The organism is Nostoc sp. DedQUE05, from assembly GCF_034530955.1.
In the GTDB taxonomy this organism is placed as follows: Bacteria; Cyanobacteriota; Cyanobacteriia; order Cyanobacteriales; family Nostocaceae; genus Nostoc.
Genome location: NZ_JAVRCB010000053.1, coordinates 19894 through 44394 on the forward strand (window position 1 = coordinate 19894; position 24501 = coordinate 44394).

General features: G+C 42.1%; 20 protein-coding genes, 1 tRNA gene, 3 pseudogenes, 1 CRISPR repeat array and 1 riboswitch. Of the genes and pseudogenes, 13 read left to right on the forward strand and 11 right to left on the reverse strand.

Annotated elements, in window-relative coordinates; genetic code table 11:
* From cas5d to cas2, 7 genes and pseudogenes are all read left to right on the forward strand, one after another.
* Window positions 1–759 (forward strand): type I-D CRISPR-associated protein Cas5/Csc1, encoded by a 759-nt coding sequence (gene cas5d / locus RMZ42_RS29470; protein ID WP_322674752.1) that lies wholly within the window; start codon window positions 1–3, stop codon window positions 757–759.
* Entirely contained in the window at window positions 752–3025 is a 2274-nt protein-coding gene (gene cas3, locus RMZ42_RS29475) for a type I-D CRISPR-associated helicase Cas3' (RefSeq protein ID WP_322674753.1), read from the forward strand. The genes cas5d and cas3 overlap by 8 nt, the downstream gene beginning before the upstream one ends.
* Before the next feature lie 79 nt (window positions 3026–3104).
* Complete coding sequence (locus tag RMZ42_RS29480) at window positions 3105–3725, forward strand: 2OG-Fe(II) oxygenase (RefSeq protein WP_322674754.1); 621 nt, start codon at window positions 3105–3107, stop codon at window positions 3723–3725.
* A complete protein-coding gene (gene cas6 / locus RMZ42_RS29485) occupies window positions 3715–4551 on the forward strand; it encodes a CRISPR-associated endoribonuclease Cas6 (RefSeq protein ID WP_322674755.1) in 837 nt (278 codons plus the stop codon). Before RMZ42_RS29480 ends, cas6 begins: the two co-directional genes overlap by 11 nt.
* Before the next feature lie 31 nt (window positions 4552–4582).
* A pseudogene (cas4, locus tag RMZ42_RS29490) lies at window positions 4583–5050 on the forward strand (CRISPR-associated protein Cas4); the annotation flags it as partial.
* Window positions 5051–5087: 37 nt separating this feature from the next.
* Window positions 5088–6092, forward strand: coding sequence for a type I-D CRISPR-associated endonuclease Cas1d (cas1d, locus tag RMZ42_RS29495; protein ID WP_322674779.1), 1005 nt, complete (start codon window positions 5088–5090; stop codon window positions 6090–6092).
* 13 nt (window positions 6093–6105) lie between these two features.
* The gene (gene cas2, locus RMZ42_RS29500) at window positions 6106–6393 is read left to right on the forward strand and encodes a CRISPR-associated endonuclease Cas2 (RefSeq protein ID WP_322674756.1); all 288 of its coding nucleotides are present in this window, start codon (window positions 6106–6108) and stop codon (window positions 6391–6393) included.
* A gap of 267 nt (window positions 6394–6660) precedes the next feature.
* Window positions 6661–7277: a CRISPR direct-repeat array (repeat unit 38 nt; unit sequence ATTGCAATTTATCAAAATCCCTATTAGGGATTGAAACA).
* A 289-nt stretch (window positions 7278–7566) separates the two neighbouring features.
* Here cas2 and RMZ42_RS29505 read toward each other — a convergent pair.
* Complete coding sequence (locus tag RMZ42_RS29505; protein WP_322674757.1) at window positions 7567–8151, reverse strand: NAD(P)H-dependent oxidoreductase; 585 nt, start codon at window positions 8149–8151, stop codon at window positions 7567–7569.
* 161 nt (window positions 8152–8312) lie between these two features.
* Between RMZ42_RS29505 and RMZ42_RS29510 the strand changes: the two genes are divergently transcribed.
* The 3 genes and pseudogenes from RMZ42_RS29510 to RMZ42_RS29520 all read left to right on the forward strand — a co-directional run bounded on the left by RMZ42_RS29510 (window position 8313) and on the right by RMZ42_RS29520 (window position 9219).
* Window positions 8313–8555 carry a hypothetical protein gene (locus RMZ42_RS29510; RefSeq protein WP_322674758.1) on the forward strand — a complete coding sequence of 81 codons (243 nt, stop codon included), beginning with the start codon at window positions 8313–8315 and terminating at the stop codon, window positions 8553–8555.
* An 18-nt stretch (window positions 8556–8573) separates the two neighbouring features.
* Window positions 8574–8675: pseudogene (locus RMZ42_RS29515) on the forward strand (type II toxin-antitoxin system VapC family toxin); the annotation flags it as partial.
* 55 nt (window positions 8676–8730) lie between these two features.
* Window positions 8731–9219 (forward strand): NUDIX hydrolase, encoded by a 489-nt coding sequence (locus RMZ42_RS29520; protein WP_322666478.1) that lies wholly within the window; start codon window positions 8731–8733, stop codon window positions 9217–9219.
* Here RMZ42_RS29520 and RMZ42_RS29525 read toward each other — a convergent pair.
* The 3 genes from RMZ42_RS29525 to RMZ42_RS29535 all read right to left on the reverse strand — a co-directional run bounded on the left by RMZ42_RS29525 (window position 9216) and on the right by RMZ42_RS29535 (window position 13039).
* On the reverse strand, window positions 9216–9950 hold the full coding sequence (locus tag RMZ42_RS29525; RefSeq protein WP_322674759.1) for an amino acid ABC transporter ATP-binding protein: 735 nt from the start codon (window positions 9948–9950) through the stop codon (window positions 9216–9218). The genes RMZ42_RS29520 and RMZ42_RS29525 overlap by 4 nt on opposite strands.
* A complete protein-coding gene (locus tag RMZ42_RS29530; RefSeq protein ID WP_322674760.1) occupies window positions 9943–11433 on the reverse strand; it encodes an ABC transporter permease subunit in 1491 nt (496 codons plus the stop codon). The genes RMZ42_RS29525 and RMZ42_RS29530 overlap by 8 nt, the downstream gene beginning before the upstream one ends.
* A gap of 625 nt (window positions 11434–12058) precedes the next feature.
* Window positions 12059–13039, reverse strand: a complete 981-nt coding sequence (locus RMZ42_RS29535; RefSeq protein ID WP_322674761.1) for a 2-dehydropantoate 2-reductase — start codon at window positions 13037–13039, stop codon at window positions 12059–12061.
* Window positions 13040–13447: 408 nt separating this feature from the next.
* Here RMZ42_RS29535 and RMZ42_RS29540 point away from each other — a divergent pair.
* Window positions 13448–13540, forward strand: a pseudogene (locus tag RMZ42_RS29540) (cold-shock protein); the annotation flags it as partial.
* A gap of 102 nt (window positions 13541–13642) precedes the next feature.
* Here the strand turns inward: RMZ42_RS29540 and RMZ42_RS29545 are convergent.
* From RMZ42_RS29545 to RMZ42_RS29575, 7 genes are all read right to left on the reverse strand, one after another.
* Complete coding sequence (locus tag RMZ42_RS29545) at window positions 13643–14512, reverse strand: inositol monophosphatase family protein (protein WP_322674762.1); 870 nt, start codon at window positions 14510–14512, stop codon at window positions 13643–13645.
* A gap of 408 nt (window positions 14513–14920) precedes the next feature.
* Window positions 14921–15526 (reverse strand): PEP-CTERM sorting domain-containing protein, encoded by a 606-nt coding sequence (locus tag RMZ42_RS29550; protein ID WP_322674763.1) that lies wholly within the window; start codon window positions 15524–15526, stop codon window positions 14921–14923.
* Window positions 15527–15603: 77 nt separating this feature from the next.
* Window positions 15604–16341 (reverse strand): cobalt-precorrin-6A reductase, encoded by a 738-nt coding sequence (locus tag RMZ42_RS29555; protein ID WP_322674780.1) that lies wholly within the window; start codon window positions 16339–16341, stop codon window positions 15604–15606.
* A gap of 3 nt (window positions 16342–16344) precedes the next feature.
* Window positions 16345–16764: a DUF1636 domain-containing protein gene (locus RMZ42_RS29560; RefSeq protein ID WP_322674781.1), complete on the reverse strand. Its 420-nt coding sequence runs from the start codon at window positions 16762–16764 to the stop codon at window positions 16345–16347.
* Window positions 16765–16785: 21 nt separating this feature from the next.
* A riboswitch (cobalamin riboswitch) is annotated at window positions 16786–16948 on the reverse strand.
* A gap of 49 nt (window positions 16949–16997) precedes the next feature.
* Window positions 16998–17777, reverse strand: coding sequence for a uroporphyrinogen-III C-methyltransferase (gene cobA / locus RMZ42_RS29565; protein WP_322674764.1), 780 nt, complete (start codon window positions 17775–17777; stop codon window positions 16998–17000).
* Window positions 17774–18520 carry a sirohydrochlorin chelatase gene (locus RMZ42_RS29570; RefSeq protein ID WP_322674765.1) on the reverse strand — a complete coding sequence of 249 codons (747 nt, stop codon included), beginning with the start codon at window positions 18518–18520 and terminating at the stop codon, window positions 17774–17776. The genes cobA and RMZ42_RS29570 overlap by 4 nt, the downstream gene beginning before the upstream one ends.
* A gap of 139 nt (window positions 18521–18659) precedes the next feature.
* Entirely contained in the window at window positions 18660–19043 is a 384-nt protein-coding gene (locus RMZ42_RS29575) for a DUF4359 domain-containing protein (RefSeq protein WP_322674766.1), read from the reverse strand.
* Window positions 19044–19167: 124 nt separating this feature from the next.
* Between RMZ42_RS29575 and RMZ42_RS29580 the strand changes: the two genes are divergently transcribed.
* Together RMZ42_RS29580 and RMZ42_RS29585 are read left to right on the forward strand one after the other, a co-directional pair.
* Window positions 19168–19240, forward strand: a tRNA-His gene (locus tag RMZ42_RS29580).
* Between the two features lie 457 nt (window positions 19241–19697).
* Window positions 19698–24359: an ATP-binding protein gene (locus tag RMZ42_RS29585; RefSeq protein WP_322674767.1), complete on the forward strand. Its 4662-nt coding sequence runs from the start codon at window positions 19698–19700 to the stop codon at window positions 24357–24359.
* Window positions 24360–24501: the final 142 nt, after the last annotated feature.

Here is a 24501-nt window from a genome sequence, read left to right on the forward strand (position 1 = left end):
ATGTCAACAATTCCTTTTCAGCAGGCAAAACTTGTTGAATTATATTGTCTTGAACCAGTCTTTTTTGCCTCTAGGGAGTTGTCTGATACCTATTACACCGAGGGGGTAATTGGGAATTATGCTCTTACTTATGCTTTAGGTAAGGTAAATTCCCCCTATCGCCTCCAAGGTCAGGCTACAGGACGACCAACCTACAAAGAAGATTTACAACCAATTGCACAGGATTTTTATATTTTACCAGCTTCACCAGTAGGTAGAGTTATATTCAGATTTGAACGTTTTAACGCTCTTTCTGATTCTTATTGGTATGCAATGACTAATAACCGTGTTGCTACGGCGCGGGAAGATTTACCATTACAACGCCAAGGCAAAAAACCAAGTTCATTTAGACCAAGTAATTTTCCGCAAACCGGAAGACTGCGGATGATTGAACGCAGAAACAAATTTCAGACTTTGGTATTTGGAAATTACCAATTACCAAATTATATTCGCCTTGGTAAATTCATGAGTAAAGTAAAGGTGAATGTGCTGAATGAATTTCCTGTGACTTTACTACCAGAAGGTGAATATCAAAGTCAACACTATCTAAATGCTGCTGATTTACCACAGCAAATAGAGACTTTAGCGTTCGATTTAATTTCTATTCCTCCTGCACCCATTATTAAAAATCTTCGTTTTCGGGGTGCTGCTTGGCAAATTGGAGAAATGATTGTACCAGCAGATTTGCATTTTTGCGGTAGAGAAAGTAGCAATGAGTAATCAAAACTTAGTTATCAGATTAGAACCCCGCAGTATTTCAGCTTGTGCATCACCAGATAAAATATCTTTCATAAAGAATGCACTTCAACACCAACTAGATGTATTTGAACAATCGCAAGATGCAGACATTACCCTTGATTTAGCACCAACTGGCACAGGTAAAACTAAAGCAGGATTAGCAGTATTAAAACATCAACCGAATAATAGTGCTGTTTACATTGCTTCCACGAATGCTTTAATTGAACAGCAAACAGAAGCAGCAAAACAGTTTGTTCGTGATGCTAATTTACCTCATGTTGTGAAATCAGCCTCAGCTAAAGATATTAAAAGCTGGTCTGACGATAAAGTTGGCCGTCGTTCAGGAGAAAAGCTGTATAATGTTTTGCGAAATCCCGCTACAATTTTCAATGATGTTGGGGCAAATACACCAATTTTTTTGGTAACAAATCCTGATATTTTTTACTATGCAACTTTCTTTGCATATAACAATCTGGATAGAGGCAATATTGCTGCTGGTTTTTACACCAAATTTTCTACAGTCATTTTTGATGAATTTCACCTCTATGATGCTAAACAGCTAGTAGGAATGCTGTTTTATCTTGCTTATTCTCATGTTTTTCGGTTTTTTGAAAATGGACGCAAGGTAGTTTTACTCACAGCAACACCAGAACCAGCTTGTGAATTAGCATTGCAGAATTTAAAACAAGCTGGTGTGAAAATAGCAATAATTGATGGAGAAGCAGGTAATACTAATCTTTTACCCTCACAAACAGCAGTTAATTTAGAATTAAGACCAAAACCAGATAGTAAGGAAGAGTGGTTAGCAGAGTTAGCAGCAGAAGTTGTCCAACGTTTTCGAGAAAGACCTGATGAAAATGGCGCTGTAATTCTTGACTCTCTTGATAATATTAATTGTCTATCAACTTTGTTAAGACAGCAAGGACTTGGTGATGACATCGGACGCATTACAGGCCCTGCACCCAAAAAAGATAGACAAAGGGCTATGCAATGTAAAATCATTTTGGCTACTAGCACGGTAGATGTAGGATTTAACTTTGAAAGACATCCTGAACCGAAACGGCAAAATTTAGATTGGTTGATTTTTTCAGCACGCGATCGCGCCGCATTTTGGCAGAGAATTGGTAGAGTAGGTCGTGTTTTGGGTAAATCTGAAACTAATATTGATTCAGAAGCCATTGCTTACTTACCTGCTAACGCCTGGAATGAAGGCTTAACATTTCTAGATACGACTGGAGGACGTACAGCGCTAAAAGAGGTACTTGATACACTTTCTTGTTTGGATAAGCCTTTTTTAACAGCTTACTGGCGTTCAGAAGCATCTCTAGAAATCGTACGTCCCTTGTCAGAATTTGAAGAAGCTTTGCAAAATCTTTCAGGTGCTGAATTAATACCTAAATTATTTGAGACTCTACAATCTGTATTGGGAGGAAATCGCACTTGGGAAGACTATCGTTATAGAATCAAAGTTTTACGAGGTGCTGAAAACATTGCTAAAGAGTCTTTAGAAAAATTAAAAAAAGATTGGAAATATATCAAAGGCGGTCAGGCTTTCGTCAGAACCTATATCAAGGTAAAGTCGCCTGAAGAGTCGGATGATTTACAAGCTGGACGCATAACCTTAGAAGCATACGAGGATGTGTTTAAAGAACATGAAATATTAGCTGAATTAAAAGAATTTGCTGAGGTTTTTAGTACAAGTTATACGCCATTATTCAGTTTTCGCTATAGTCTATTTGAAAGTCTTCCCATCCGCGATCCTCATGGTTTACTGCTAGATGAATCGGAAGAAACTCAAATAGATCCTTTTCACCTATTACGTTATTACGAATTTGTTCAAAATGGAGATTTCATCGAAATTAAAAGTCGTGCTACCGCAGCTTATAAATTGAGCTTTAGAATGCGTTGTTATAAAACTAGACAGGAGTTTGTTAATACAGACTTAAATAAGTTAACAGCTTTTAAAAATTGTACGGTTATCCGCAGTATTGGAGAAGCAGTACGACCCACACTTGAACTACAGGCATTATCGAGATATCTATTGCCAGGAGTAATTATTTGTCCACGAACTAATGCTGCTGCTCTTTTTCAATTACGTAAACAAGGAATTATTTCGTATCCTATAAATATTGTTTGCGATAATGGTGAAAAAGAATATGAGTTTTTAGCAGGATTGTCAGGAATCTTAACAATGGCAATGAAGTTTAAACAGCTACGTCTCCCAGATGATGAGGTTTTGATTGTGTGATAAGTAGTTAAATTCTCGCACCAATGGTGCGAGAATTTGTAGAACATCGATTTATAAGTATATTTCTCTCACATCCACCGTGAAACATTATCAACAACAAACCAACGCCTTCCCCAGCGATTACTTAAACAACTTGTGGGGAGAAATCCAAGCTTGTCGTTACTTTGCTATCAACAACCTTAACCGCGATTTTGTCGCCACTAAAGGATTTTCTGTAGTATTTCAGCGTTCTGGATTAGCAAAAGTAGAACAGCAGTTTCCCTACTTCAAGCCTTACCTCGATTTGGCTCTTCAGCCGAGTTGTAATGCTTTTTACCTCAATCCTTTACAACTCAAAGAAGGCTCCCGCGTCGATCCGCATATCGATCGCTCCTTGCGTTCCTACTCCAAAACCATTGAACCGCCTGCGGTTGTGAGCGTTCTCTATGTGCGCGTACCTGCGGATATGGAAGGGGGAGAACTGGTATTGCGATCGCACAAACGCCAACTTGGGCAAATTAAGCCCCAATTCAATACTTTAGTTTACTTTCAAGGTGATTTAACCCATTCGGTTAACGCTGTCAAAACCCCAGGAAATCGCCTAAGTCTCGTTTGCGAACAGTATAGTTTGAGTGATGCTGAACTCCAGGAAATCCCTGAGTTTACTGTAGAGTCAAGAATCACTCAGTCTACAACCAAAAAGAGAAAGTATGCCTCATAGTTTAGTGTTGAATTTGCTACCTCAATCGCCTATTCCACCACAGTATCTTACAGGTAGACATCTCCACGCCTTGTTTTTAACTCTTGTTAGTTCTGTAGATAGCACATTAGGCGATCGCTTGCACGATTCCACTGCTGACAAAGCTTTCACCCTCTCCCCTCTACAAATTAATTCCCCCCTTTTGAAGGGGGGTAAGGGGGGATCTAAATTGCAATATTCACATCAACAACCCATTCCCGCCGGAACTCCTTGTTGGTGGCGCATCTCTTTATTAGATGACACTTTATTTGGCAAACTTACCCAACTCTGGCTAAATCTTAATCCCAATCGCCCTTGGCATCTTGGCCCGGCTGACTTGTATATTACTAGTATTCAAGGCACATCCCAATCTATCCAACCTTGGGCGAATGCCAATACTTATGCTCAATTATACGAAGAAGCTAGCGATCGCAATTCTTCCATTAACCTTTCTTTCTCCACGCCTACCGCCTTCCGTCAAGGACAGTATGATACTACCCTTCCTACCAGAGAATCTGTTTTCAATTCCCTACTTTCGCGGTGGAATAAATACAGTGGCATAGAATTTACTCAGATTGCAATTGAATCAATATTTCCCTCATTTGTCAATATTCACACAGAAATATTAGCTGATTCTCGCAGTAAATTTATTGGCATCCTTGGCGAAGTTAACTACAAGATTTTGGGAGCAGTTGAACCCATACAAATTAAGCAAATTAACGCTTTAGCTGATTTTGCTTTGTATGCAGGAATTGGTCGCAAAACAACAATGGGTATGGGGATGACACGGCGGCTGTATTCTCCATAATTCTAATAATCATTTAAAAACCACCTAAGTTATGAACCAAACCGAATATATTTCCATTGCGGCATTGAATCAATATGCTTATTGTCCGCATCGCTGTTGGCGGATGTTTTGTGCAGGAGAATTTACTGATAATCAATACACAATTGAAGGCACAACTTTACACGATCGCGTCCACACCACAAGCGATATACAGCGAGGAGAAACTTGGCAAATTAGAGCAATTTGGCTGAAGTCAGAGCAATACAAACTCATCGGTAAATCTGACTTAATTGAAGCCGAATCTGGTCAAGTTTATCCAGTGGAATACAAACGAGGACGCAAAGGCGAATGGGATAACGATGAATTGCAAGTTTGTGCCCAAGCCTTATGTTTAGAAGAGATGACAGGACAACCTGTGACTACTGGATATATCTATTATGCCCACTCCCATCAACGGCAATTAGTAGAGATTAATGCAGAGTTGCGGCAAAGTGCGATCGCAACTATTGAAGCATCGACTTGAGTTTGACAATTTTCAATTAATTAAGGATGAAATCATGGGAACACTTTACGTAACACAAGCCGATGCTTTTATCGGTAAAGTTGACGAACGTCTCACCGTCAAAGCCGAACAAAAAACTATCATGGATATTCCTTTAATTAAACTAGAGGGAATTGTAGTACTAGGACGAGCTACTATTTCTCCCGCCGTCGTTAGTGAACTTTTAGAACGTCACATTTGTTTAACATTTCTTACACAAAACGGACGATATTTAGGGCGTTTAGAACCAGAAGCGACTAAAAATATTTTTGTTCGTAAAGCCCAATGGCAAGCTGTGGGAGAATCAGAACCAGCAATACATTTAGTTAGAGGATTTGTGCGAGGTAAATTAAAAAATTACCGCCATAGCTTACTTCGCACTCAGCGAGAACATCCCGATCTTGACCTGAATAATAATATTACTCGATTGGAAAACGCGATCGCACCAATCGAAAACACTAACAATATTGATTCCCTCAGAGGCTTAGAAGGTGCTGGTAGTGCAGCCTATTTCGGTTGTTTTCAACAGCTAATCAAAACCTCAGAATTCCGCTTTGAAGCCAGACGCCGCCGCCCACCAACCGATCCGGTTAACGCCCTACTGAGTTTTGGGTATTCATTGCTACGTCATGACGTGCAAAGTGCTTTAAATATTGTCGGCTTCGATCCTTATCTAGGATACTTACACGTTGAACGTTATGGTAGACCTTCCCTAGCCTTGGATTTAATGGAAGAATTTCGTCCTTTAATAGTGGATGCTGTAGTGTTGTCGCTGATTAACAAGCGATCGCTCACCCTAACTGACTTTACCACCGAACCGCTCAGTGGTGCTGTGTCTTTAACCAAAGAAGGATTGCATACATTTCTTCGCGCTTATCAACAAAAGAAACTATCGAGTTTTAAACATCCAGTTTTGGGAAACAAATGCACCTACCAAGAATCCTTTGAAATTCAAGCGAGGTTATTAAGTAAGTACCTCATGAACGAAATCGATAAATATCCCCCTTTAATTCTCAAATAACTCCTCCACTTCTATGTATATTGTTGTCAGCTACGACATTCCAGAAGATAAGCGTCGTACTAAAATCCATTCGATTCTTAAGTCCTATGGACAATGGATGCAACTGAGTGTGTTTGAGTGCGATATCACTCTGACTCAGTATGCTAAACTGCGATCGCGTTTAGCCAAATTGATTAAACCCGACACTGACAGCGTTCGTTTTTATTTTCTCTGTGGCTGTTGTCAGCGAAAAGTCGAACGCATTGGTGGAGAACAGCCACGAGACGAAACAATTTTCTTTGCTGAGTCTCCTTCTAGCTAGGTTTCTGCATCTCAAATGCGCGGAAGGGTAGGTGTAAAAATTTCACAGCCAAAAAAAATGCTTCTATCCCAACTCCAGCAAGGCTTTGAAGCCATTAGTCGCCTAATCCTCATCCGCGCAATCCCCAAAATGCTTATCAAAATACGATTTCAGCCTTTAAATTTTCCTGGCGCTCTTTCCAAACGAATTCTCTAATGCTATGATTGCTCGATAATCGCGCAACCGCACCTTGAAAACTAAATACAGCTTGGCTTTCAGGCTCCCGCTATTGCAATTTATCAAAATCCCTATTAGGGATTGAAACTCTAAATAGAATTCCTATGATTTATGAATTGAATAATTGCAATTTATCAAAATCCCTATTAGGGATTGAAACAACAGGTGCGCCTGACTTCGTGGAGCTACCTAGTACATTGCAATTTATCAAAATCCCTATTAGGGATTGAAACAATCGGACTTGAAAATATGCCCAAGTCTCCTTGCAAAATTGCAATTTATCAAAATCCCTATTAGGGATTGAAACATCAAAACTACCTTCAAAGGTTTTTGCATTCAAAGAATTGCAATTTATCAAAATCCCTATTAGGGATTGAAACATATTTTTCTCTGGTAGATAATTAGTGAATGGGAATTGCAATTTATCAAAATCCCTATTAGGGATTGAAACGGAGAAGATTGTTAAACTCATCCATCGACTGACCAATTGCAATTTATCAAAATCCCTATTAGGGATTGAAACAACCAAACTTAGAATATCTATTCTCAAAGAAACATATTGCAATTTATCAAAATCCCTATTAGGGATTGAAACAGAAACCAAAGAAAAGCTTTTATCTAAATCATCGAATTGCAATTTATCAAAATCCCTATTAGGGATTGAAACAGTGCGAGTCGTTTATGAACAAGCTGTATGGCATATTTGTTTACTTACAGCGAATTTCAAGTTAGTGACCTACACAAACTAAGTATCAAAACCAGGTATAAAGCCTGTTTTACTTCTAAATTCTGACTCCTGAATTCTGAATTCTACTGTATATAGGACTCATATTTGATTGCGTGAAAAAAACTCAGTACACCTTTATTCCTTCTTCCCAGTCCCCAGTCCCTACGATTAATTCAGAAATCAAATCGGATTGCTATAGGTGTTCGTTATTTACTGAACACCTGAAGAATTTAGTTAAGCTTCAGCAATATCTTTGTTAAGCCATCGCCTAACTGCTCAATAGATTGTTGCTGTTTCGGATCTTTTAACGTGCCATCAGCATCAAAGGCTTCATAAGCTTTGGGTACTGCTATTTGATCGGGAAGTACCAAAACTTTGATGTTTCCCAAAATAGATCGCAGGTGAACCAATCCCCGCAAACCACCAAGAGCGCCTGGGGAAGCGCTCATAATACTAGCAACCTTCCCTGCAAAAGCAGTCAAAGCCAAAGGTGCTTCATTTTGATATGGACGGGATGCCCAGTCAATGGCGTTCTTCAAAACTGCTGTGAGTGAACTGTTATATTCTGGCGAAGCAATCAGCAATCCTTGATGAGAAATCATCAAGTCCTTAAACGTGCGGGCATTGGCTGGTAGTCCTTCTTGAGCTTCCAAGTCTTCATCATACAAAGGTAAGGGCAAATCGCGGAGGTCTATATAAGTCACTTCTGCGCCTGCTGCCTTAGCGCCAGCTGCGGCGATTTTTACCAGTTTTTTGTTGTAAGAATCTATCCGGGTGCTGCCTGCAAAGGCGAGGATTTTCGGTGGAGATGCCATAATTCTAGGTTGAATGGGAAGGATTAACCTGTTCAGCTGCATTATCCTGTTTTCAGGCGATCGCTATTTGCTACTTTTAGAGTTTCTTTACAAACTATCTCTAAGTTACAAAATTACACTAATTCTAGTGAAGACTGAAAATTTGCCTTTGGAGTCGAAATATGAACGCTCACAAGATAGAAGTCGTTTTAACTGAAGATGGAACTTTGACACTACGCGGTTTACCCTTTCATGCCGGAGATGCTGTGGAAGTGATTATTCTGGAAACGAAAACTTCACACCACCAAGCAGCGCCAAAACCCAAATTTGAGACAAATCCAAATCTATTACACAACACACAGCCATACCGTTATGACGACCCCACAGAACCCGTAGCCTTGGAGGACTGGGAAGTTTTGCAATGATTGTACTTGATACTCATATTTGACCAACTTATTGTGGCTACAGCCAGATTTTATGATTGTCCTTTGTTAACTTCAGATGCCAAAATTCTTAACTACCCTGGCGTGAAAACACTGAAGTAGATTTAGATCGCTGTTTGCTACTTTTAGAGTTTCTTTACAAACTTTCTCTCAGATTATGGCGAATTGGTCAGATTCTTATCTCGGCAAGTTACGACAAATTGTAGGCGATCGCTTACTTCTATTATTTGGCGCACGTGTGATTATAGAGGATAATTTGGGGCGGGTTTTGTTGCAAAAGCGGAGTGATTTCAAACTTTGGGGGCTACCTGGTGGCTGTCCAGAAGTAGGTGACTCTGCCGAAGAATGTTCAGCACGAGAAGTTTTTGAAGAAACTGGTTTAACAGTTAAGCGTTTTGAAGCTGTGGGGTTTTCTTCCAATCCAGCCTTTGAAACTGTAACTTATCCCAATGGCGATCGCGTCCAAAATTTCATTTTAATTTTGCGAGCCGTTGAATGGTCAGGCAGTCTCGCTTGCTTAGATGGAGAATCGCTGGCGCTGGAATTTTTTGATTTAGCTGACTTACCTACGTTAATGCCAAACGATCGCCCTGTTTTAGAAAAGTTTCAAGAATATAAAGAAAGCGGCAAATTCCTGATGTTCTAAAGCATTTTTTCCAAAAACTGCTTGGCGCGATCGCACTGAGGATTTTGAAAAAACTCGCTAGGAGTAGTATCTTCTGCTAAACTTCCCCGATCGAGGAACATAATCCGATTGGCAACTTCTTTGGCAAAGCCCATTTCATGAGTAACGATCGCCATTGTCATTCCAGATAGTGCTAAACCTTTCATCACTTCCAGCACATCTTTGACCATTTCGGGATCTAAAGCAGAGGTGGGTTCATCAAACAAAATCATCTCTGGTTCCATTGCTAATGCACGGGCGATCGCTACTCGCTGTTTCTGTCCCCCAGATAGTTTGGATGGATACACAGACACTTTTGATTCTAAACCTACCTTTTTCAGCAATTCTAAGCCATGTTCTGCTGCTTTTTGCTTGTTAACACCTTTCACCTTTATCGGCGCGTAGGTGACATTTTCCAGCACATTCATGTGGGGAAACAAATTAAAATGTTGAAATACCATTACCAAATGCTGGCGTACTTTCGCAATGTTTGCTTTAGGCTTGGTAATTTCTTGGTCGTGAAAGTAGATTCTCCCTCTGGTGGGTTGTTCTAGCAAGTTTATGCATCGCAGAAAGGTAGACTTACCCGAACCAGAAGGGCCTAATATGGCAACCACTTCCCCTTGGTAAAACTCAGTGGAAATATCTTTGAGTACGTCGAGTTTGCCAAAGGATTTAGATAAGAATTCCGTGCGAATGATTACATTACTCACTTTCTCGTAACCTCCTTTCTAAAGCGGATGCACCCAAGGTCATACCCATTACCAAAACATAGTAGATTAACCCTGCAAATAACAGTGGTTCAAAATAAATATATTTGTTTGCACCAACGATTTGGGCGCTGCGTAATATTTCCACTACCCCAATCGTTGACACCAGCGCGGAATCTTTGAGCAATCCGATAGTTTCATTTACCAATGCTGGGAGAATGTTCTTCAAAGCTTGCGGCAAAATCACATCCCACATCATCAACCAATAGGGAACACCCATAGACATCGCCGCTTCACTTTGTCCTTTATCCACCGCTTGAATCCCACCTCTGATGGTTTCCGACATATAAGCGCCAGAATTCAAAGTAAAAGTTAGCACCCCAGCCTCTAATGCAGAAATGTCATAGCCTGTAAGCTGTGGTGTTGCGTAGTAAACCAACGCCAACTGTAATAACAAAGGTGTACCTCGAAAAACAGAGGTGTAGGCGTTAGCAACCCAGGTAAGCGGCTTGATGCCGAGAATTTTTAACAGAGACAGGATTGTTCCCCAGATTAACCCCAAGGTTACAGATAATAGGGTAAACAACAAAGTTAACGGGATTCCCCGCAGAATAAAGGGAATGTCAGGAAGAATTCTGGTGAAGTCGAGATTCAATCCGCCTTTGGCAGGAGTTGAAGATGCAGAATTGGCGGCGGTATTCTGTGAAAACCATTTGGTGACAAGTTTAGCCAATGTGCCATCGTCCTTCATTTGTTGCAGGACTTTGTTAAACGGTTCTACAAAAGAAGAACTTTTGGGAAAAGCGATCGCCGATCCACTTGCTTCCTCTGAGGGAATAGTATTAAATTCTAAATCTGGGTTAGCTTGGGCAAATCCTTTAGCGACGGTATCTTCAACAATTGCGGCATCAATTCGCCCAGATTTGATTTCTTGAACTACTTCCGGCACTTTATTGAGTTGCTTTAGCTGAATACCCGCAACTTTTTTCGCAATTTTTTGGGCATTTTGTTCTTGTATCGTTCCTAGTTGCACCCCAACTTTTTTCTGTGATAAGTCTTGGGGTTGCTTGAGATTGCTACCTTTAGGAGCGACAATCGTATCTTTGGCTTCGTAATAAATAATTGAAAAATCAATGTTTTTTTGACGTTCTGGAGTCGGAGTCATGCCAGCCATGACAAAATCAGCGCGATTTGCTTGGATTGCAGGGATTAATCCATTAAAATCAGATTCCATTATTTGAAGTTTAAACCCTAGTTTTTCAGCCAGGGTTTTGGCAATATCTATATCAAAGCCAACAATTTGGCGATCGCCTCCTTTCGTATCATAAAACTCATAAGGAGGATAATCTGGGGAAGTAATCATCGTTAGCGTGTCTTTCCCTAAAGGTGAAGCAGCTTTTAGAGAATTACTATGTCCGATGATGATGCTGATTCCTACTGCTGCTACAACCAGTATCGTCAATAGCCATCCTTTTTTTTTCTTCATAAAATATTCCGTACTTAAACTGCTACATCAATCGAGCAAATAATACCTGTGATATCATGTCCGCTTGATTGCTTATTAAACCCGAAGAACCCCACCCCGCCAAAGCTGTGCTTTGTCTCCCCTCCCGAAGAGCGGGGAGGGGTTGGGGGTGGGGTTCTTTTATTATGGGTAATTTGGCAAACATGATATTATGCCATTGCATCGACTTGTTATGCCATTACATCGACTTGTTATGCCAATGCATCGGCTTGTTATGCCATTGCATCGGCTTGTTATGCCATTACATCGACTTGTTATGCCATTGCATCGGCTTGTTATGCCATTACATCGGCTTGTTATGCCATTGCATCGACTTGTTATGCCATTGCATCGGCTTGTTATGCCATTACATCGACTTGTTATGCCATTGCATCGGCTTGTTATGCCATTGCATCGACTTGCAAGCCTTAATTAATGCATAGTAAAGTCTCTGCTTAGGGAACTCTAATAAATAAATTATTCAATCTTGTAGGGTGGGCAACATGAGCGCCCAATTCACAGGACGGGCAAGATGCCCATCCCACAAGAAATATTGTGATATTTTATTACTTGGAAGTCCCTTAATCCCATGAAAACTTTGGGACTGTCAAATTCTGACTTTAGTCGCCTCCAGCAACTTAACGCTGGCATAAATTGCATCAATATGAGGTGTGGGAATTTGAGTAAGTTTTCCCAATTCTGCAACTGCGCCAACGATCGCATCTATCTCCGTAGCGCGTCCGGCTTCAATATCTTGTAGCATTGAGGTTTTATGGGCACCAACGTTTTCTGCGCCATTAATTCGCTGTTCTAAAGTGATACCAAACTTTATACCTAAGTTTTCGGCGATCGCTTGAGTTTCACTCATCATTTGCCGCGCTAGTTCGCGGGTGAGGGGATAGCGGCAAATATCCTCTAGAGTCGCACCAGTTAAGGCACTGATCGGATTAAATGCCACATTTCCCCACAACTTGATCCAAATTTCCGTGCGAATTTGATTGCGGATTGGGGCTTTAAATCCTGCTTGTTTTAAAGTTTGTGCTAATAATTGGATGCGTTCGGTTTTAGTGCCGTCGATTTCACCCAGAGTAAAGCGATCGCCTTCAATATGTTTAATTACACCTGGTTCAATTATCTCAGTTGCCGGGTAAACCACACAACCAATAGCGCGTTCAGCACCGATACTAGTTTCAATAATCCCATCTGGATCGACAGATTGAATTCGCGTACCTTCATATTCACCGCCATGCTGACGAAAGTACCACCAAGGAACGCCATTTTGGGCTGTCACCACCATCGTGTGAGCATCGTAGAGTGCCGGGAGAAAAGGTGCGATCGCCGGAACACTGTGAGCCTTCACAGTTAAAATTACTACATCCTGTGGCCCAGCTGACTGAATATCGCTAGTTGCCAGAAATGGAGTAGCAATTTGGCTAGAACCATCTGCCATAAACAACTTCAGCCCATTTTTTTGAATTGCCTCCAAATGAGAACCACGCGCGATTAATGTCACCTCTTCACCTGCCAGTGCCAATTTCGCCCCTAAATATCCACCAATCGCACCTGCGCCAACAATACAGATTTTCATTTTGTCAAAAGAAATATTAAGTTGTGGAAGACGGTATCCAGTCGTTTGCGATCTAGACCGAACGAATACCTTGGACTAGCTTACCTTCAACATTAACCTGTGAATATAACAGTACCCATCAGTGAAAGGTTAAGATAAAGCACCTTTTGTCAATCAATTAAAATACTCAAAATAGTTTTTGTGATAATGATAATTGTGTGTGGGGATAGGCCATACAATGTAGGAAAAGTGGGAAAGGTAGGATATTTTACTGTTTTTGTTGATTTTCTTATTGCTTGTTGTTAGCCTATTATTGAACTGATATTAAGATTAGTAAATATGAAAACAATAGAAATTAAAAATTTGCAAGCATCAGAAATTGAGGAACTTGATGATTTGGAAGTAGCGGCAATTGTAGGCGGCGCTCTCATTAAAGGAAAAGTAAAAAGGTTTAATGAGTCCAAAGGATTTGGCTTCATTACACCGCTACTAGCTGAGGGTCAAAATGTTGAAATTGAGATTTAAGATGGTTCAAAAGGGCCGGCTGCTGTAAATGTTACGGCTCTATAAGACTTGAAATAAACAACCACGAAAAATCATCTCCAAATCGATATTGATTAACCCTCAAGCAGTTACGCTTTGCATTGCTTCTAATAAATCTTGATGAACAGATTTTGAGGCAGCTACGATCAATCCAGGCATACTATAGTTTTGACAAGTATGCAATGGCGGTAAAGTTGAACCGTCCACAGTAGTTACAATCCAGCCAGCCTCTTTTGCAATAAAAGCAAGTGCAGCACTATCAAGAAATTTGCCCGACTTGATGATTGCTCCACTCAAGTCACCACTGAGAATACCATTAAGATTGGGAATTTGAATATCACTAGAGTAATCAGTCGCTATATCGATTACTTGATATCGATTTTTTAGTAAGGGTGCGATCGCATTCATACCCCATCCCAATAAAATAGCAGGTTTGGCGGATCTTATATCTAATGGGGCACAGGCTTCTAAGTTCATGTCTAGCGTGCCTTTAAAAGCACCTTCACCTCGAAGGGCGTAAAAATAAACGTTTTGGGCAGGAGAAATGGCAATTACTGCTTCAAAGTCATCCGCATTTAGAATACTGAGAATAATTTGGTAATTAGAATGTCCATCCATATAAAACTTCGTACCATCAATCGGGTCAAGTGTTACTAAGTAATCACCTTCTGAACCGAGTTCGATAGCGCGAAAATATTTGGTATTATTAGAACTTTCATATTCTTCACCATAAAAGCGAATATCTGGAAAAGTTCCTAGTAATACTACTTCTACTAGATTTTGAATAGCCACATCTGCATCAGTAAGTGCAGCACTAAAAAAGTTATTTGCTTCTTCTTTAGCGGGAAGTGCAGCAATTTTTGGTTGTAGAAAATGGGCATAGGCTGCTGCTACCTTGAGATGGGGAAGTAAAGTCTCTAAAATTAATCGAGTAGTTGGTGTTGTGGACATTGCAGCAAACTCCTTTTAGAAATAATCTATCGTCAACAGGGCGATAGAATTCTATATCTAGACAAAATTACGGTATCATTTGGATGCAATGATACCACCGTTGCTATATTACTTTAATCTGTATGTCTCCAAGAGCCTATAGAGCGATCGCAAGTTTTATTGCAAAATAAAGGGTTTAAGACCGAACGTCAACACTTAGTAGAGCATTTCATTAATTCATCGCGAATTAAATTTGACTATACCTTGCATTGTTAATACATCGGCTTGTATTGTTAATGCGTCGGCTTGTATTGTTAAGGGAACTCCAAGAAAAAATTATCCAATATTGTGGGGTGGGCATCTTGCCCGCCATCTAAACGCGTAGCAAGATCCCTGTAAAGGTACAATTTTGAATTGTTATTAATGGTTTTAGGAAACTTTTTCGAGCTTCTTCTGAGTAATTTTGGATAGATTGTGGCCTTTGAGTAATGAAAGTGCGCCAACAAGAGTACCTAGAATGAGCAGGCTAAGGATAGAAGTAGGTTCAGAAACAGTGACTATGGTTGCAGAAAAACTAATAGGTAACTCACTATCTTCTAATCCTAAATTTTCAAAACCTGGTATGAGTGGCGGCGCAGAAAATACCTCTAAATAACCTGGTGTCGGCAAAAAACTCGCGAAGAATGGACTAGAATAGTTTCCTCCCGAAGTGGAATACCCAAAACCATCACCTGTTAACTGCTGAGTATTAAGACTAATTAAATTATCAACATTAAAAGGTTCGTTTCCTGGTATTGGAGTCCCGGCGGGTTGCAAACCAGTAATTGTTTCACCATTTCGCGTACCAGTAATTCCAGTAATCAAGTAAGAACCCAAATCGTTAGGGGTGTCATTAGTAGTGAAAGTACCATTTGCCACAATGCCAGTACCAGAATAATTCCAATTCCAACTTAAAGCAGAAGCTGCTGGCATTGTCCCGAAAACTAATCCAGATGTGGTGGCGAGGGCTATGGCAGATAGAGCTAGATTTTTCATGGAAGTCGTTACTGCGATCGTTCCCGTGTATTATACGGAAATTAGGAAAGATCGTATTATCAATCTTGGCTATTTACTTAGCAGCGATCTAATAACCATACCAAAGCAGCATCAACATTACTAACCTGCTCCCCTGGCGGTATCGCTGGACGATTTACCATTACAACCTTCACCCCTAGTTCTCGCGCGGCAATAATCTTGGGCTTTGTGGCATCGCCACCGCTATTTTTACTGACGATGGTATCAATGTTATTCTCAATTAGAATTTGTCTCTCATTATTGAGGGTAAAAGGGCCGCGATCGCACAATACCATCCCCGGCGGTACTAAAGCATCTTCGCCAGGAGGGTCAATCATCCGCATCAAAAACCAAATTTTCTCCAAATGAGCAAAAGCGGCCAGTTCTTGCCTACCAACTGTCAAAAATACTCGCTGTGCCTGATTTTGCAGGGTTGTTGCTGCGGCTGCAACACTATCAACTTCAATCCAGCGATCGCCACTTTCTTTTTCCCAAGGCGGACGGATTAACATCAGACGGGGTACTCCAACTTCTGTTGCCGCATCTGCCGCATTGAAAGAAATTTGAGTCGCAAAAGGATGGGTTGCATCAATTAATAAGTCGATTTGCATGACTCGCAGATAGCTAGCCAATCCAGCCACACCTCCGAAGCCTCCAACCCGTAAATCGCCCAACGGTACTGACGGTTCACGGGTGCGTCCAGCTAGAGAGGTGATTACTTCTAATCCTTGGATAGCCGTAACTTTGGCAGCTAGTTCTGCTGCATCACTCGTCCCACCCAAAATCAAAACGCGCATCATTTAGATAGATAACGGTGGAATCTTTGCTAAAATCCCCTTTTTCATTGCTTCTGGACGCTCTGACCAAGGCAGTAAACCATCTGCTTTAGCATAGTATTGGCTAGCACATTCCAGTACCGCAGAGGCACTACCATCAACAGCTAAATCACCAAATAAATATGTTAATTTGCCTTTGGCACTAAAGGCGACTACACAAGAACGATTACAAGCACTCATACATTCAACTTCTTGAATTGGGAATCGATCTCGTAACTCCCAATCTTGTGCCAGCTGCTGAAGTTGGTGTAAAAGTTTTTCTCCACCACTTTCACCTAAGCGTTTTCCATTTTGCCAAACACTGGCACAGGTTTTGCAAACAAATAAATTATGTTCAGCAACATCCAAAGGATTAGTTGGGGAAATATTTACAGTAGTAGTCATCTGTACCTCGCAGATATGTGAAACTAATAAATCGATTTCGGCGGGCATCCTGACTCACTCAACTTGAGATTTTCTTTAATCTCAAATTGGTTCACAGTTGCGGGACAGTGCCGGATTTGCACCGAACTTTCCCCGTTACCTCTGGTAGCTGACTCCCACCAGAACCGAACAACCTTATCGATCGTACACTAAAGTTATCGGAGAATACGAAACAATAAGCTTTGCGCCAACTATCAAACTGGACGACAGCCAGATAAAATACTGTGCATCTTTACTACTTGTCCAATAACTGCGATCGCAGGCGCACCAAATCCAGTTTGCTCTACCTGTGTGACTATTGTTTCTAATGTCCCAATTAATTCTTCTTGTTCTGGGCGCGTACCCCAGCGCACCAAAGCAATCGGTGTTTCTAAATTCAACCCAGCCGTAATTAATTCTTCCACAATATAAGGCAGATTGTGAATTCCCATATAAATTACAATGGTTTCGGAACCGTGAGCGATCGCACTCCAATTTACTTGCGGTCTATACTTACCCGCTGCTTCATGACCAGTTACAAATGTCACCGATGAACTATATAGCCGATGCGTCAAAGGAATACCTGCATAAGCTGCTGCTGCAATTCCCGAAGTGATACCTGGCACAACTTCCGTTGATATTCCAGCTTTGACTAATTCTTCCATCTCTTCGCCACCGCGACCAAAGATAAAGGGATCGCCACCCTTGAGCCGCACTACAATTGCACTATCCTGCGCTTTATCAATCAGCAATTGAGTTGTTTCTGACTGCAACAACGAATGTCTCCCAGCACGTTTACCAGCATTAATTTGCTCGGCTTGGGGATTAATCATTGCCAAAATTGCCGGACTCACCAAGGCATCGTAGATGACTACATCTGCACATTCCAACAAACCTTTTGCCTTCAAGGTAATTAGTCCTGGATCTCCTGGCCCTGCACCGACTAAATAAACCTTTCCTAAATACTTGTTTCTTTGTGTCATTGTGCGGTTCATCTATCTATTAAATCCCAAATTAGCTCGGCTAATTCTGCACTTGCTCCCAGTGGCTCTGCCAATTGGAAATTCACCGCAGAAAATTGTAATTTTAGTTCCTCTATTGAGGTGGCGATCGCATCGGTTATTCCACCAGCGAATAAAAAGTATGGCAAAATTGCAATTTCCCGATAACCAGCATCCACCAATTCTTTCACCCGTGATTCTAAACTAGGAGGCCCAGCCCAATAAGCAGCCACGGCTGGCAAACTCGCCGCTATTGCTTCCACAGTTTCTTTAGAACCTGGGCGACGGCTACCATGAGCTAAGAGAATCCATGCTTCTGCTTTCATAGCAGCTATTTGTTTTGCCAGCAATTTCTCTAAATTAGGGTGAGAGCCTAAATATGGTTGCAATTCAATGATGATATCTTGACCAGCAGCCTGTTGGGCGAGTGCTACTTCGGCAGGAATATCTGTCATCACATGGACTCCCGGCAGTAGAAATAGCGGTACAATTTTGAGACGATTTTCATTTTGAGACAGTGGGCAATCGCCAAAAGCGCTTTTAGCAAATTCTTGAATCTGCTCGTGTAAAGGCTGAGGATTCATTTCTAAAGCAGCGATGCCAACTAAATGTTCGCTATTTACTGAGTTATGGTTTTTTGACAATTTGTGACACACCAGCCTAGCTAGTTGTTGCATAGCAATTTCTGGGCGCGGGTCGCGGCTTCCGTGAGATAGTAGTAGATAGGCAGATGACATCGGTAATTGAATTCTTAGTTACTATTTTTATTTAAGATTAAGCCGGGGATAATAAGTACTCTGGTAATTATTGAAACTATTATTAATTATTAAATAGAAGTATTCTTAACCACTTTTATATTCTCCCCTACTCCTTCTCTTATTGTTCTTCGGCAGTGTAAGTATAAAATTGATCGAAAGCTCCTACCGTTTCAAATTTGTACGAAGGTATCCAAGAGTTTATTTTTAAATCTGTACGGTAAATGCTAAAAATCACGAAATCTTGCCTTTCTGTGGTCTTGGCAATAATTTCTTGGATTTGTGGGTTAGCCGAGTCAACTAACTTATCGCAATTAAAACGGATTAAATTTTCAAGAATATTCGTAGTTTTATTACATACATCGGTTTTTAAGTATTTTGTCAGCCGTTGAACTGCATATTCTTCATATTCAACTTGACTGGGATTGGTTTTCGCCATTGTCACACCCAAGGCGGCAAGTCCTACTGCTGCTCCAGTATACGCGATGATGGTCAATGGTTTCATATTTGCCAAGTAAAATTCATTGTAATTGTTAGATTCTGGAGACTCTAAATCAACTAAGTCCGTTCCTTGAAGAAAAACTCTTGATCGCTTGCCAAATTGTTGCTATAATTCAAATTGTTGAATGGCGAGCGTAGCCAAGTGGTTAAGGCAGTGGTTTGTGGTACCACCATTCGTGGGTTCGAGTCCCATCGTTCGCCCTACATAATTTCATATTTATAGCTATACTCCTATTAAAGGTGTGTTGTATGGTGCGAACAATCATAAGCATCACTTTACCAACAATTGTCATCTCATAAGTTTATAGACTTGCAAGGATTGCAAGTCTATAATAATTCATTAGATTATCTTATTAAATAAGTTTATGTATATAAGCAAAATTACTTGCTAAATTAAAATTAGGTATGCAATGCCTTATATCCTTTTGGGCTGATGCGATCGAGGCAAGTAATATCACTTTTAATTATTTTATTCTTTTACTATATAGTGAGTGCCTCGATTTCATCGTAATTCTGCTTCTGCAAACCTCTGTCCTCTTAAACCCAAGCTCTGGACTGTTGAAGCTATAAATTTAGGCTTTGCAGCACCCTTTAATTGGACTGCTGTTTGTTTTAATAGCTTTTTAAGCCAAGAAGTTAATACTGCTCAAAAGAAGGGATGCTGAATTTTCAAACATTGTTTGAATCAATACCAGGATTGTATATCGTCTACTCACTCGACTTAGTGATTGTCGCCGGAAGTGATGCTTACTTTCGGGCGACCAAGACCAAACGAGAAGAGGTCGTTGGTCGCCATTTATTCGAGGTTTTTCCGGATAATCCCGACGATCCAAATGCTACTGGAGTTCGGAATTTACGTGCCTCGTTAGAAAACGTACTCAAGTATCGCCAGCCTCAGACAATGGCAGTGCAGAAGTATGACATTCGCCGCCCGGAATCAGAAGGCGGTGGCTTTGAGGAGCGGTACTGGATACCAACCAACTCGCCAGTTTTTGATGAAAATGGTGAAATGACGCACATTATTCATCGAGCCGAAGATGTCACCGAATTTATGCGGGTGCAGCAGCAGCGAAACGAACAGCGTCAGTTGAATAAATCACTCCAGACTCGCACCGACCAAATGGAGATGGAAATTTATACTAGAGTGCAGGAGTTACGAGAGGTCAACGAACAACTGCAAGCGGCGAATGAGGCATTGTCAGAACTCGATCGCGCCAAAACCGTTTTTTTCAGCAATATCTCCCACGAGTTTCGCACGCCTTTAACACTGATGTTGAGTCCCCTCGAAGACTTGTTATTCGACACTCAAACCCCATTAGTGCCCCAACAGCGCGATCGCCTTGAACTCGTGCAGCGAAGCGGACTCCGGTTGCTGAAATTAGTCAACACGCTGCTTGATTTTTCGCGGCTGGAAGCGGGGCGAATGCAAGCATCATATCAACCAATTGACTTAGCCGCATTCACAACAGAGCTAGCTAGTATGTTTTGCTCGCTCATGAAACAGGCTGGTCTGGAGTTCGCGATCGACTGTCCGACCTTGCCAGAGGCAATCTATATCGATCGCCAAATGTGGGAGAAAATTGTATTTAATTTATTATCGAATGCCTTTAAGTTTACGTTGACGGGAACCATTACCGTTCGATTGCAGCGCGATCGCAATACTGTTAATTTAATCGTTGAAGATACTGGAAGTGGCATTCCAGAAACTGAAATTTCGCATCTGTTTGAACGGTTTTATCAAGTCAAAGGGTTACAGGGACGAAGTTTTGAAGGCTCTGGAATTGGCTTATCGCTCGTGCAAGAACTGGTGAAGTTGCATGGCGGTTCTATCAGCGTTACCAGCGTCTTAGGACAGGGTAGCCGATTTACAGTTTCGATTCCAACTGGGTGCGCGCATTTACCACAAGAACGGTTAAATGCCCCTGGGACTGTGGCATCAAACACACTCAGCGCCACGCCATACCTTGAAGAAGCTTCGCGCTGGCTTTTGGAAGAAGCAGGGGGGCAGAGGAGCAGGGGGGCAGGGGGGCAGGGGGGCAGAGGAGATACAGAGAAAGAAGGTAGTTTTAATAGAGTGTTTTTCCCCTCTACTGCTTCTGCCCGTATCCTTCTGGCAGATGACAACGCCGATATGCGCGATTATATGCGGCGATTATTGAGTCAACGGTATGAGGTTGAGGCAGTCGCTGATGGAATGGCGGCTTTGGCTGCAATCCAGGTACAGCACCCGGATTTGATTCTCAGTGATGTGATGATGCCGGGGCTGGGTGGGTATGAGTTGCTACATCAACTGCGGGCTGACCCCCAAACCAGAGAATTGCCCGTGATTTTGCTGTCAGCGCGGGCGGGTGAAGAGGCTCGTGTAGAAGGGCTGGCAGCGGGAGCCGATGATTATTTAATCAAACCGTTTTCGGCTCGCGAACTACTGGCTCGTGTTGAGTCAACTTTAAAACTGATCGATATCCGCAAACAAGCGGCTCAGACACTGCAAGCCAGCGAACAGCAGCTTAAACTTGCTCTGGAGACGAGCAAACTCGGCTCTTGGCAACTTGATATTAAGACCAATGTTCTGTCTACTTCTGACCAGTGCAAAGTCAACTATGGTCTGCCGATTAATGCTGATTTCTCGCACAAAGTTCTAATGGAGCGGATTCATCCAGAAGATCGGACTTGGGTGCAGGCGGCAATTCTAGATTCGATTACCAACAGCAGCAATTATGAGGTGGAGTATCGCACTGTTTGGGATGATGGCAGCACGCACTGGGCGCTGGTTCGGGGGCATATAATTGACGACGAGGCGGGAAATCCGGAACGCATGATCGGGATTTCCATCGATATTAGCGATCGCAAACAAGCCGAAGCTGACTTACGGGAAACCCACGTGCAATTGGAGTCCGCTTTAGCAGCAGGAGCCATTTACACATGGCGGTGGAAGATTTCTGAGAATCTAGTAATCGTGAATGCAGCCTTTGCTCACTTGTTTGGCGTTGACCCTGTGGAAGCAACAACAGGTTTGCCGATTGAACTGTTTGTCCAAGCAATGCACGAAGAAGACCGCCCACAAACGGTCGCTGCAATTAACCAGGCGATTGTAACCGGGGAAGAATATTTTAGTGAGTACCGCGTTTATACGGCAAGAGGCGAGGAGCGCTGGCTTGCCGCACGCGGTCGAGTTGAATATGCTGCTGATGGCAGACCGATTGCTTTTCCTGGAGCATTAGCAGACATCACCGAACGCAAACAAGCCGAATCCGCTTTGCGCCAATCTGAGGAACGCTATCGAACTTTGTTTGAATCCATTGACGAAGGCTTTTGTGTAATTGAAGTGCTATTTGATCCAAACAGTAAGCCCATCGATTATCGCTTTTTGGAAATAAATCCGGCGTTCGAGAAACAAACGGGACTCAACGACGCACAAGGCAAAAGGATGCGCGAGTTAACTCCAAATCATGAAGAGCATTGGTTTGAAATTTACGGTAAAATTGTCCTAACAGGGCAACCCCATCGCTTTGAGAATCGCGCCGAAGCGCTGCACCGTTGGTTTGACGTATATGCGTTTCCCATTGGGCAGCCACAGAGCCGAAAAGTAGCGATATTGTTTAACGATATTACCGATCGCAAGCAAATTGAAGCAACTTTGAAAGCAAGCAACGAACGGCTGAAGCTGCTTTCAGAAGTTGCCAACGATCTGTTGCTCAACGAAGATCCCAAGGTATTTTTAGCCAGTTTATTTGAAAAAATTTCGACTTATTTGGGACTGGAAGTTTATTTTAATTACTTGTTTCAAGAAGACCAGCAACGCCTTGAACTTAATACCTATGGCGGTATCTCAGAAGACATTGCTTTATCCGCTAAATTTTTGGAGTTAGGGCAGGGTGTATGTGGTTATGCGGTGCAACATCGCCAGCCAGCTATCATTGAAAATGCCCTCTCAACCACCGATCGACTTCCTATTCCAGTTCATCATTCAAGCGGTATCAGAGCTTATGCTAGTCATCCGTTAATCGTGGGCGAGCGCGTCTTAGGCACTCTGGGCCTGGGAACTCGTCAACGCGATCGCTTTACGCCCGACGAACTCGACCTCATGCAAACAGTAGCCAATCAACTAGCTGTTGCCTTAGAGCGATCGCGTCTAATTGCAGAGCTACAGGCACGAGCCGAAGCGTTAGATCGAAGTAATCGCATTAAAGATGAGTTCTTGGCAGTTCTTTCCCATGAACTGAGAACGCCGATGAATCCAATTCTGGGATGGTCAAAACTGTTGCAGCAAGGAAAGCTAGATGCCCAAAAAACGAATGCTGCGATCGCCACGATTGAGCGCAACGCCCAGCTTCAAGTGCAACTCATTGATGACTTGCTGGACATTTCCCGGATTTTGCGCGGCAAAATGAGCTTATCAACCTCACCCATTGACCTCAATACAGTGATTTGGGCCGCGCTGGAAACAGTTCGGTTAGCCGCTGAAGCCAAGTCAATCCAAATTCAGACCATCGTCTCGCCCGTTCTGGGCGTGGTAGTCGGGGATGCAGGGCGATTGCAACAAGTCGTGTGGAATCTGCTGTCGAATGCCGTTAAGTTTACACATAATGGGGGACAAGTCACGATTGCCCTATCTCAAGCTGAAAATCGCGCCCAAATTCAAATCACCGATACTGGAAAAGGAATTAGTGGCGACTTTTTGCCCTACGTGTTTGAGCATTTCCGGCAAGAAGATAGTGCAACCACCCGCAAATTCGGCGGACTAGGGTTGGGATTGGCGATTGTGCGCCAAATTGTGGAAATGCACGGTGGAACCGTAACAGCAGAAAGTCCAGGTGTTGGGCTAGGAGCGACATTTACGGTTAAAATTCCACTTGCACCTCAGTTAACTCAAGCACCAACCTTAGAGCGATCGCCCGTTCAGGAGGGTGATTTGAACGGCATTCAGATTTTAGTCGTCGATGATGAAACGGACTCGCGAGACTTCATCGCTTTTGTTTTAGAACAAGATGGGGCGATCGTCACTGCTGTTGCATCTGGGACTGAGGCGCTGCAAGCGATCGCCCAATCCATTCCCAACATCATCATCAGTGACATTGGGATGCCAGAGATGGATGGCTATATGCTGATCCGACAAATTCGTACCCTTGGGCTTGAGCAAGGGGGACAAATTCCCGCTATTGCTTTAACAGCTTATGCCGGAGAACTCGATCGGCAGCAAGCGATCGCCGCCGGATTTCAACGTCATATCGCCAAACCCATCGATCCAGAAACTTTGGTGGCGATCGTCGTCGAAATGCAGACTTACAATAGAATTCTGAACTCTGAATTCAAAATTTAAAATAGTTAAAAAATCAGAAGAATATTTGATGAATAAATATACTAATTATTCTAAATTATTCTAGATTTTTTTGACAAAGAGATAATAGCGGCACAATTACTTATTCTCAAAATTAGCACAATATCGCTAATACTGAAAGTTG

Excerpts from the sequence above, each read along its gene's own strand:
- cas5d (WP_322674752.1), top strand. The coding sequence starts at position 1 with ATGTCAACAATTCCTTTTCAGCAGGCAAAACTTGTTGAATTATATTGT.
- cas3 (WP_322674753.1), top strand. The coding sequence starts at position 752 with ATGAGTAATCAAAACTTAGTTATCAGATTAGAACCCCGCAGTATTTCA.
- cas6 (WP_322674755.1), top strand. The coding sequence starts at position 3,715 with ATGCCTCATAGTTTAGTGTTGAATTTGCTACCTCAATCGCCTATTCCA.
- cas1d (WP_322674779.1), top strand. The coding sequence starts at position 5,088 with ATGGGAACACTTTACGTAACACAAGCCGATGCTTTTATCGGTAAAGTT.
- cas2 (WP_322674756.1), top strand. The coding sequence starts at position 6,106 with ATGTATATTGTTGTCAGCTACGACATTCCAGAAGATAAGCGTCGTACT.
- RMZ42_RS29505 (WP_322674757.1), bottom strand. The coding sequence starts at position 8,151 with ATGGCATCTCCACCGAAAATCCTCGCCTTTGCAGGCAGCACCCGGATA.
- RMZ42_RS29510 (WP_322674758.1), top strand. The coding sequence starts at position 8,313 with ATGAACGCTCACAAGATAGAAGTCGTTTTAACTGAAGATGGAACTTTG.
- RMZ42_RS29520 (WP_322666478.1), top strand. The coding sequence starts at position 8,731 with ATGGCGAATTGGTCAGATTCTTATCTCGGCAAGTTACGACAAATTGTA.
- RMZ42_RS29530 (WP_322674760.1), bottom strand. The coding sequence starts at position 11,433 with ATGAAGAAAAAAAAAGGATGGCTATTGACGATACTGGTTGTAGCAGCA.
- RMZ42_RS29535 (WP_322674761.1), bottom strand. The coding sequence starts at position 13,039 with ATGAAAATCTGTATTGTTGGCGCAGGTGCGATTGGTGGATATTTAGGG.
- RMZ42_RS29545 (WP_322674762.1), bottom strand. The coding sequence starts at position 14,512 with ATGTCCACAACACCAACTACTCGATTAATTTTAGAGACTTTACTTCCC.
- RMZ42_RS29550 (WP_322674763.1), bottom strand. The coding sequence starts at position 15,526 with ATGAAAAATCTAGCTCTATCTGCCATAGCCCTCGCCACCACATCTGGA.
- RMZ42_RS29555 (WP_322674780.1), bottom strand. The coding sequence starts at position 16,341 with ATGCGCGTTTTGATTTTGGGTGGGACGAGTGATGCAGCAGAACTAGCT.
- RMZ42_RS29560 (WP_322674781.1), bottom strand. The coding sequence starts at position 16,764 with ATGACTACTACTGTAAATATTTCCCCAACTAATCCTTTGGATGTTGCT.
- cobA (WP_322674764.1), bottom strand. The coding sequence starts at position 17,777 with ATGAACCGCACAATGACACAAAGAAACAAGTATTTAGGAAAGGTTTAT.
- RMZ42_RS29570 (WP_322674765.1), bottom strand. The coding sequence starts at position 18,520 with ATGTCATCTGCCTATCTACTACTATCTCACGGAAGCCGCGACCCGCGC.
- RMZ42_RS29575 (WP_322674766.1), bottom strand. The coding sequence starts at position 19,043 with ATGAAACCATTGACCATCATCGCGTATACTGGAGCAGCAGTAGGACTT.
- RMZ42_RS29585 (WP_322674767.1), top strand. The coding sequence starts at position 19,698 with ATGCTGAATTTTCAAACATTGTTTGAATCAATACCAGGATTGTATATC.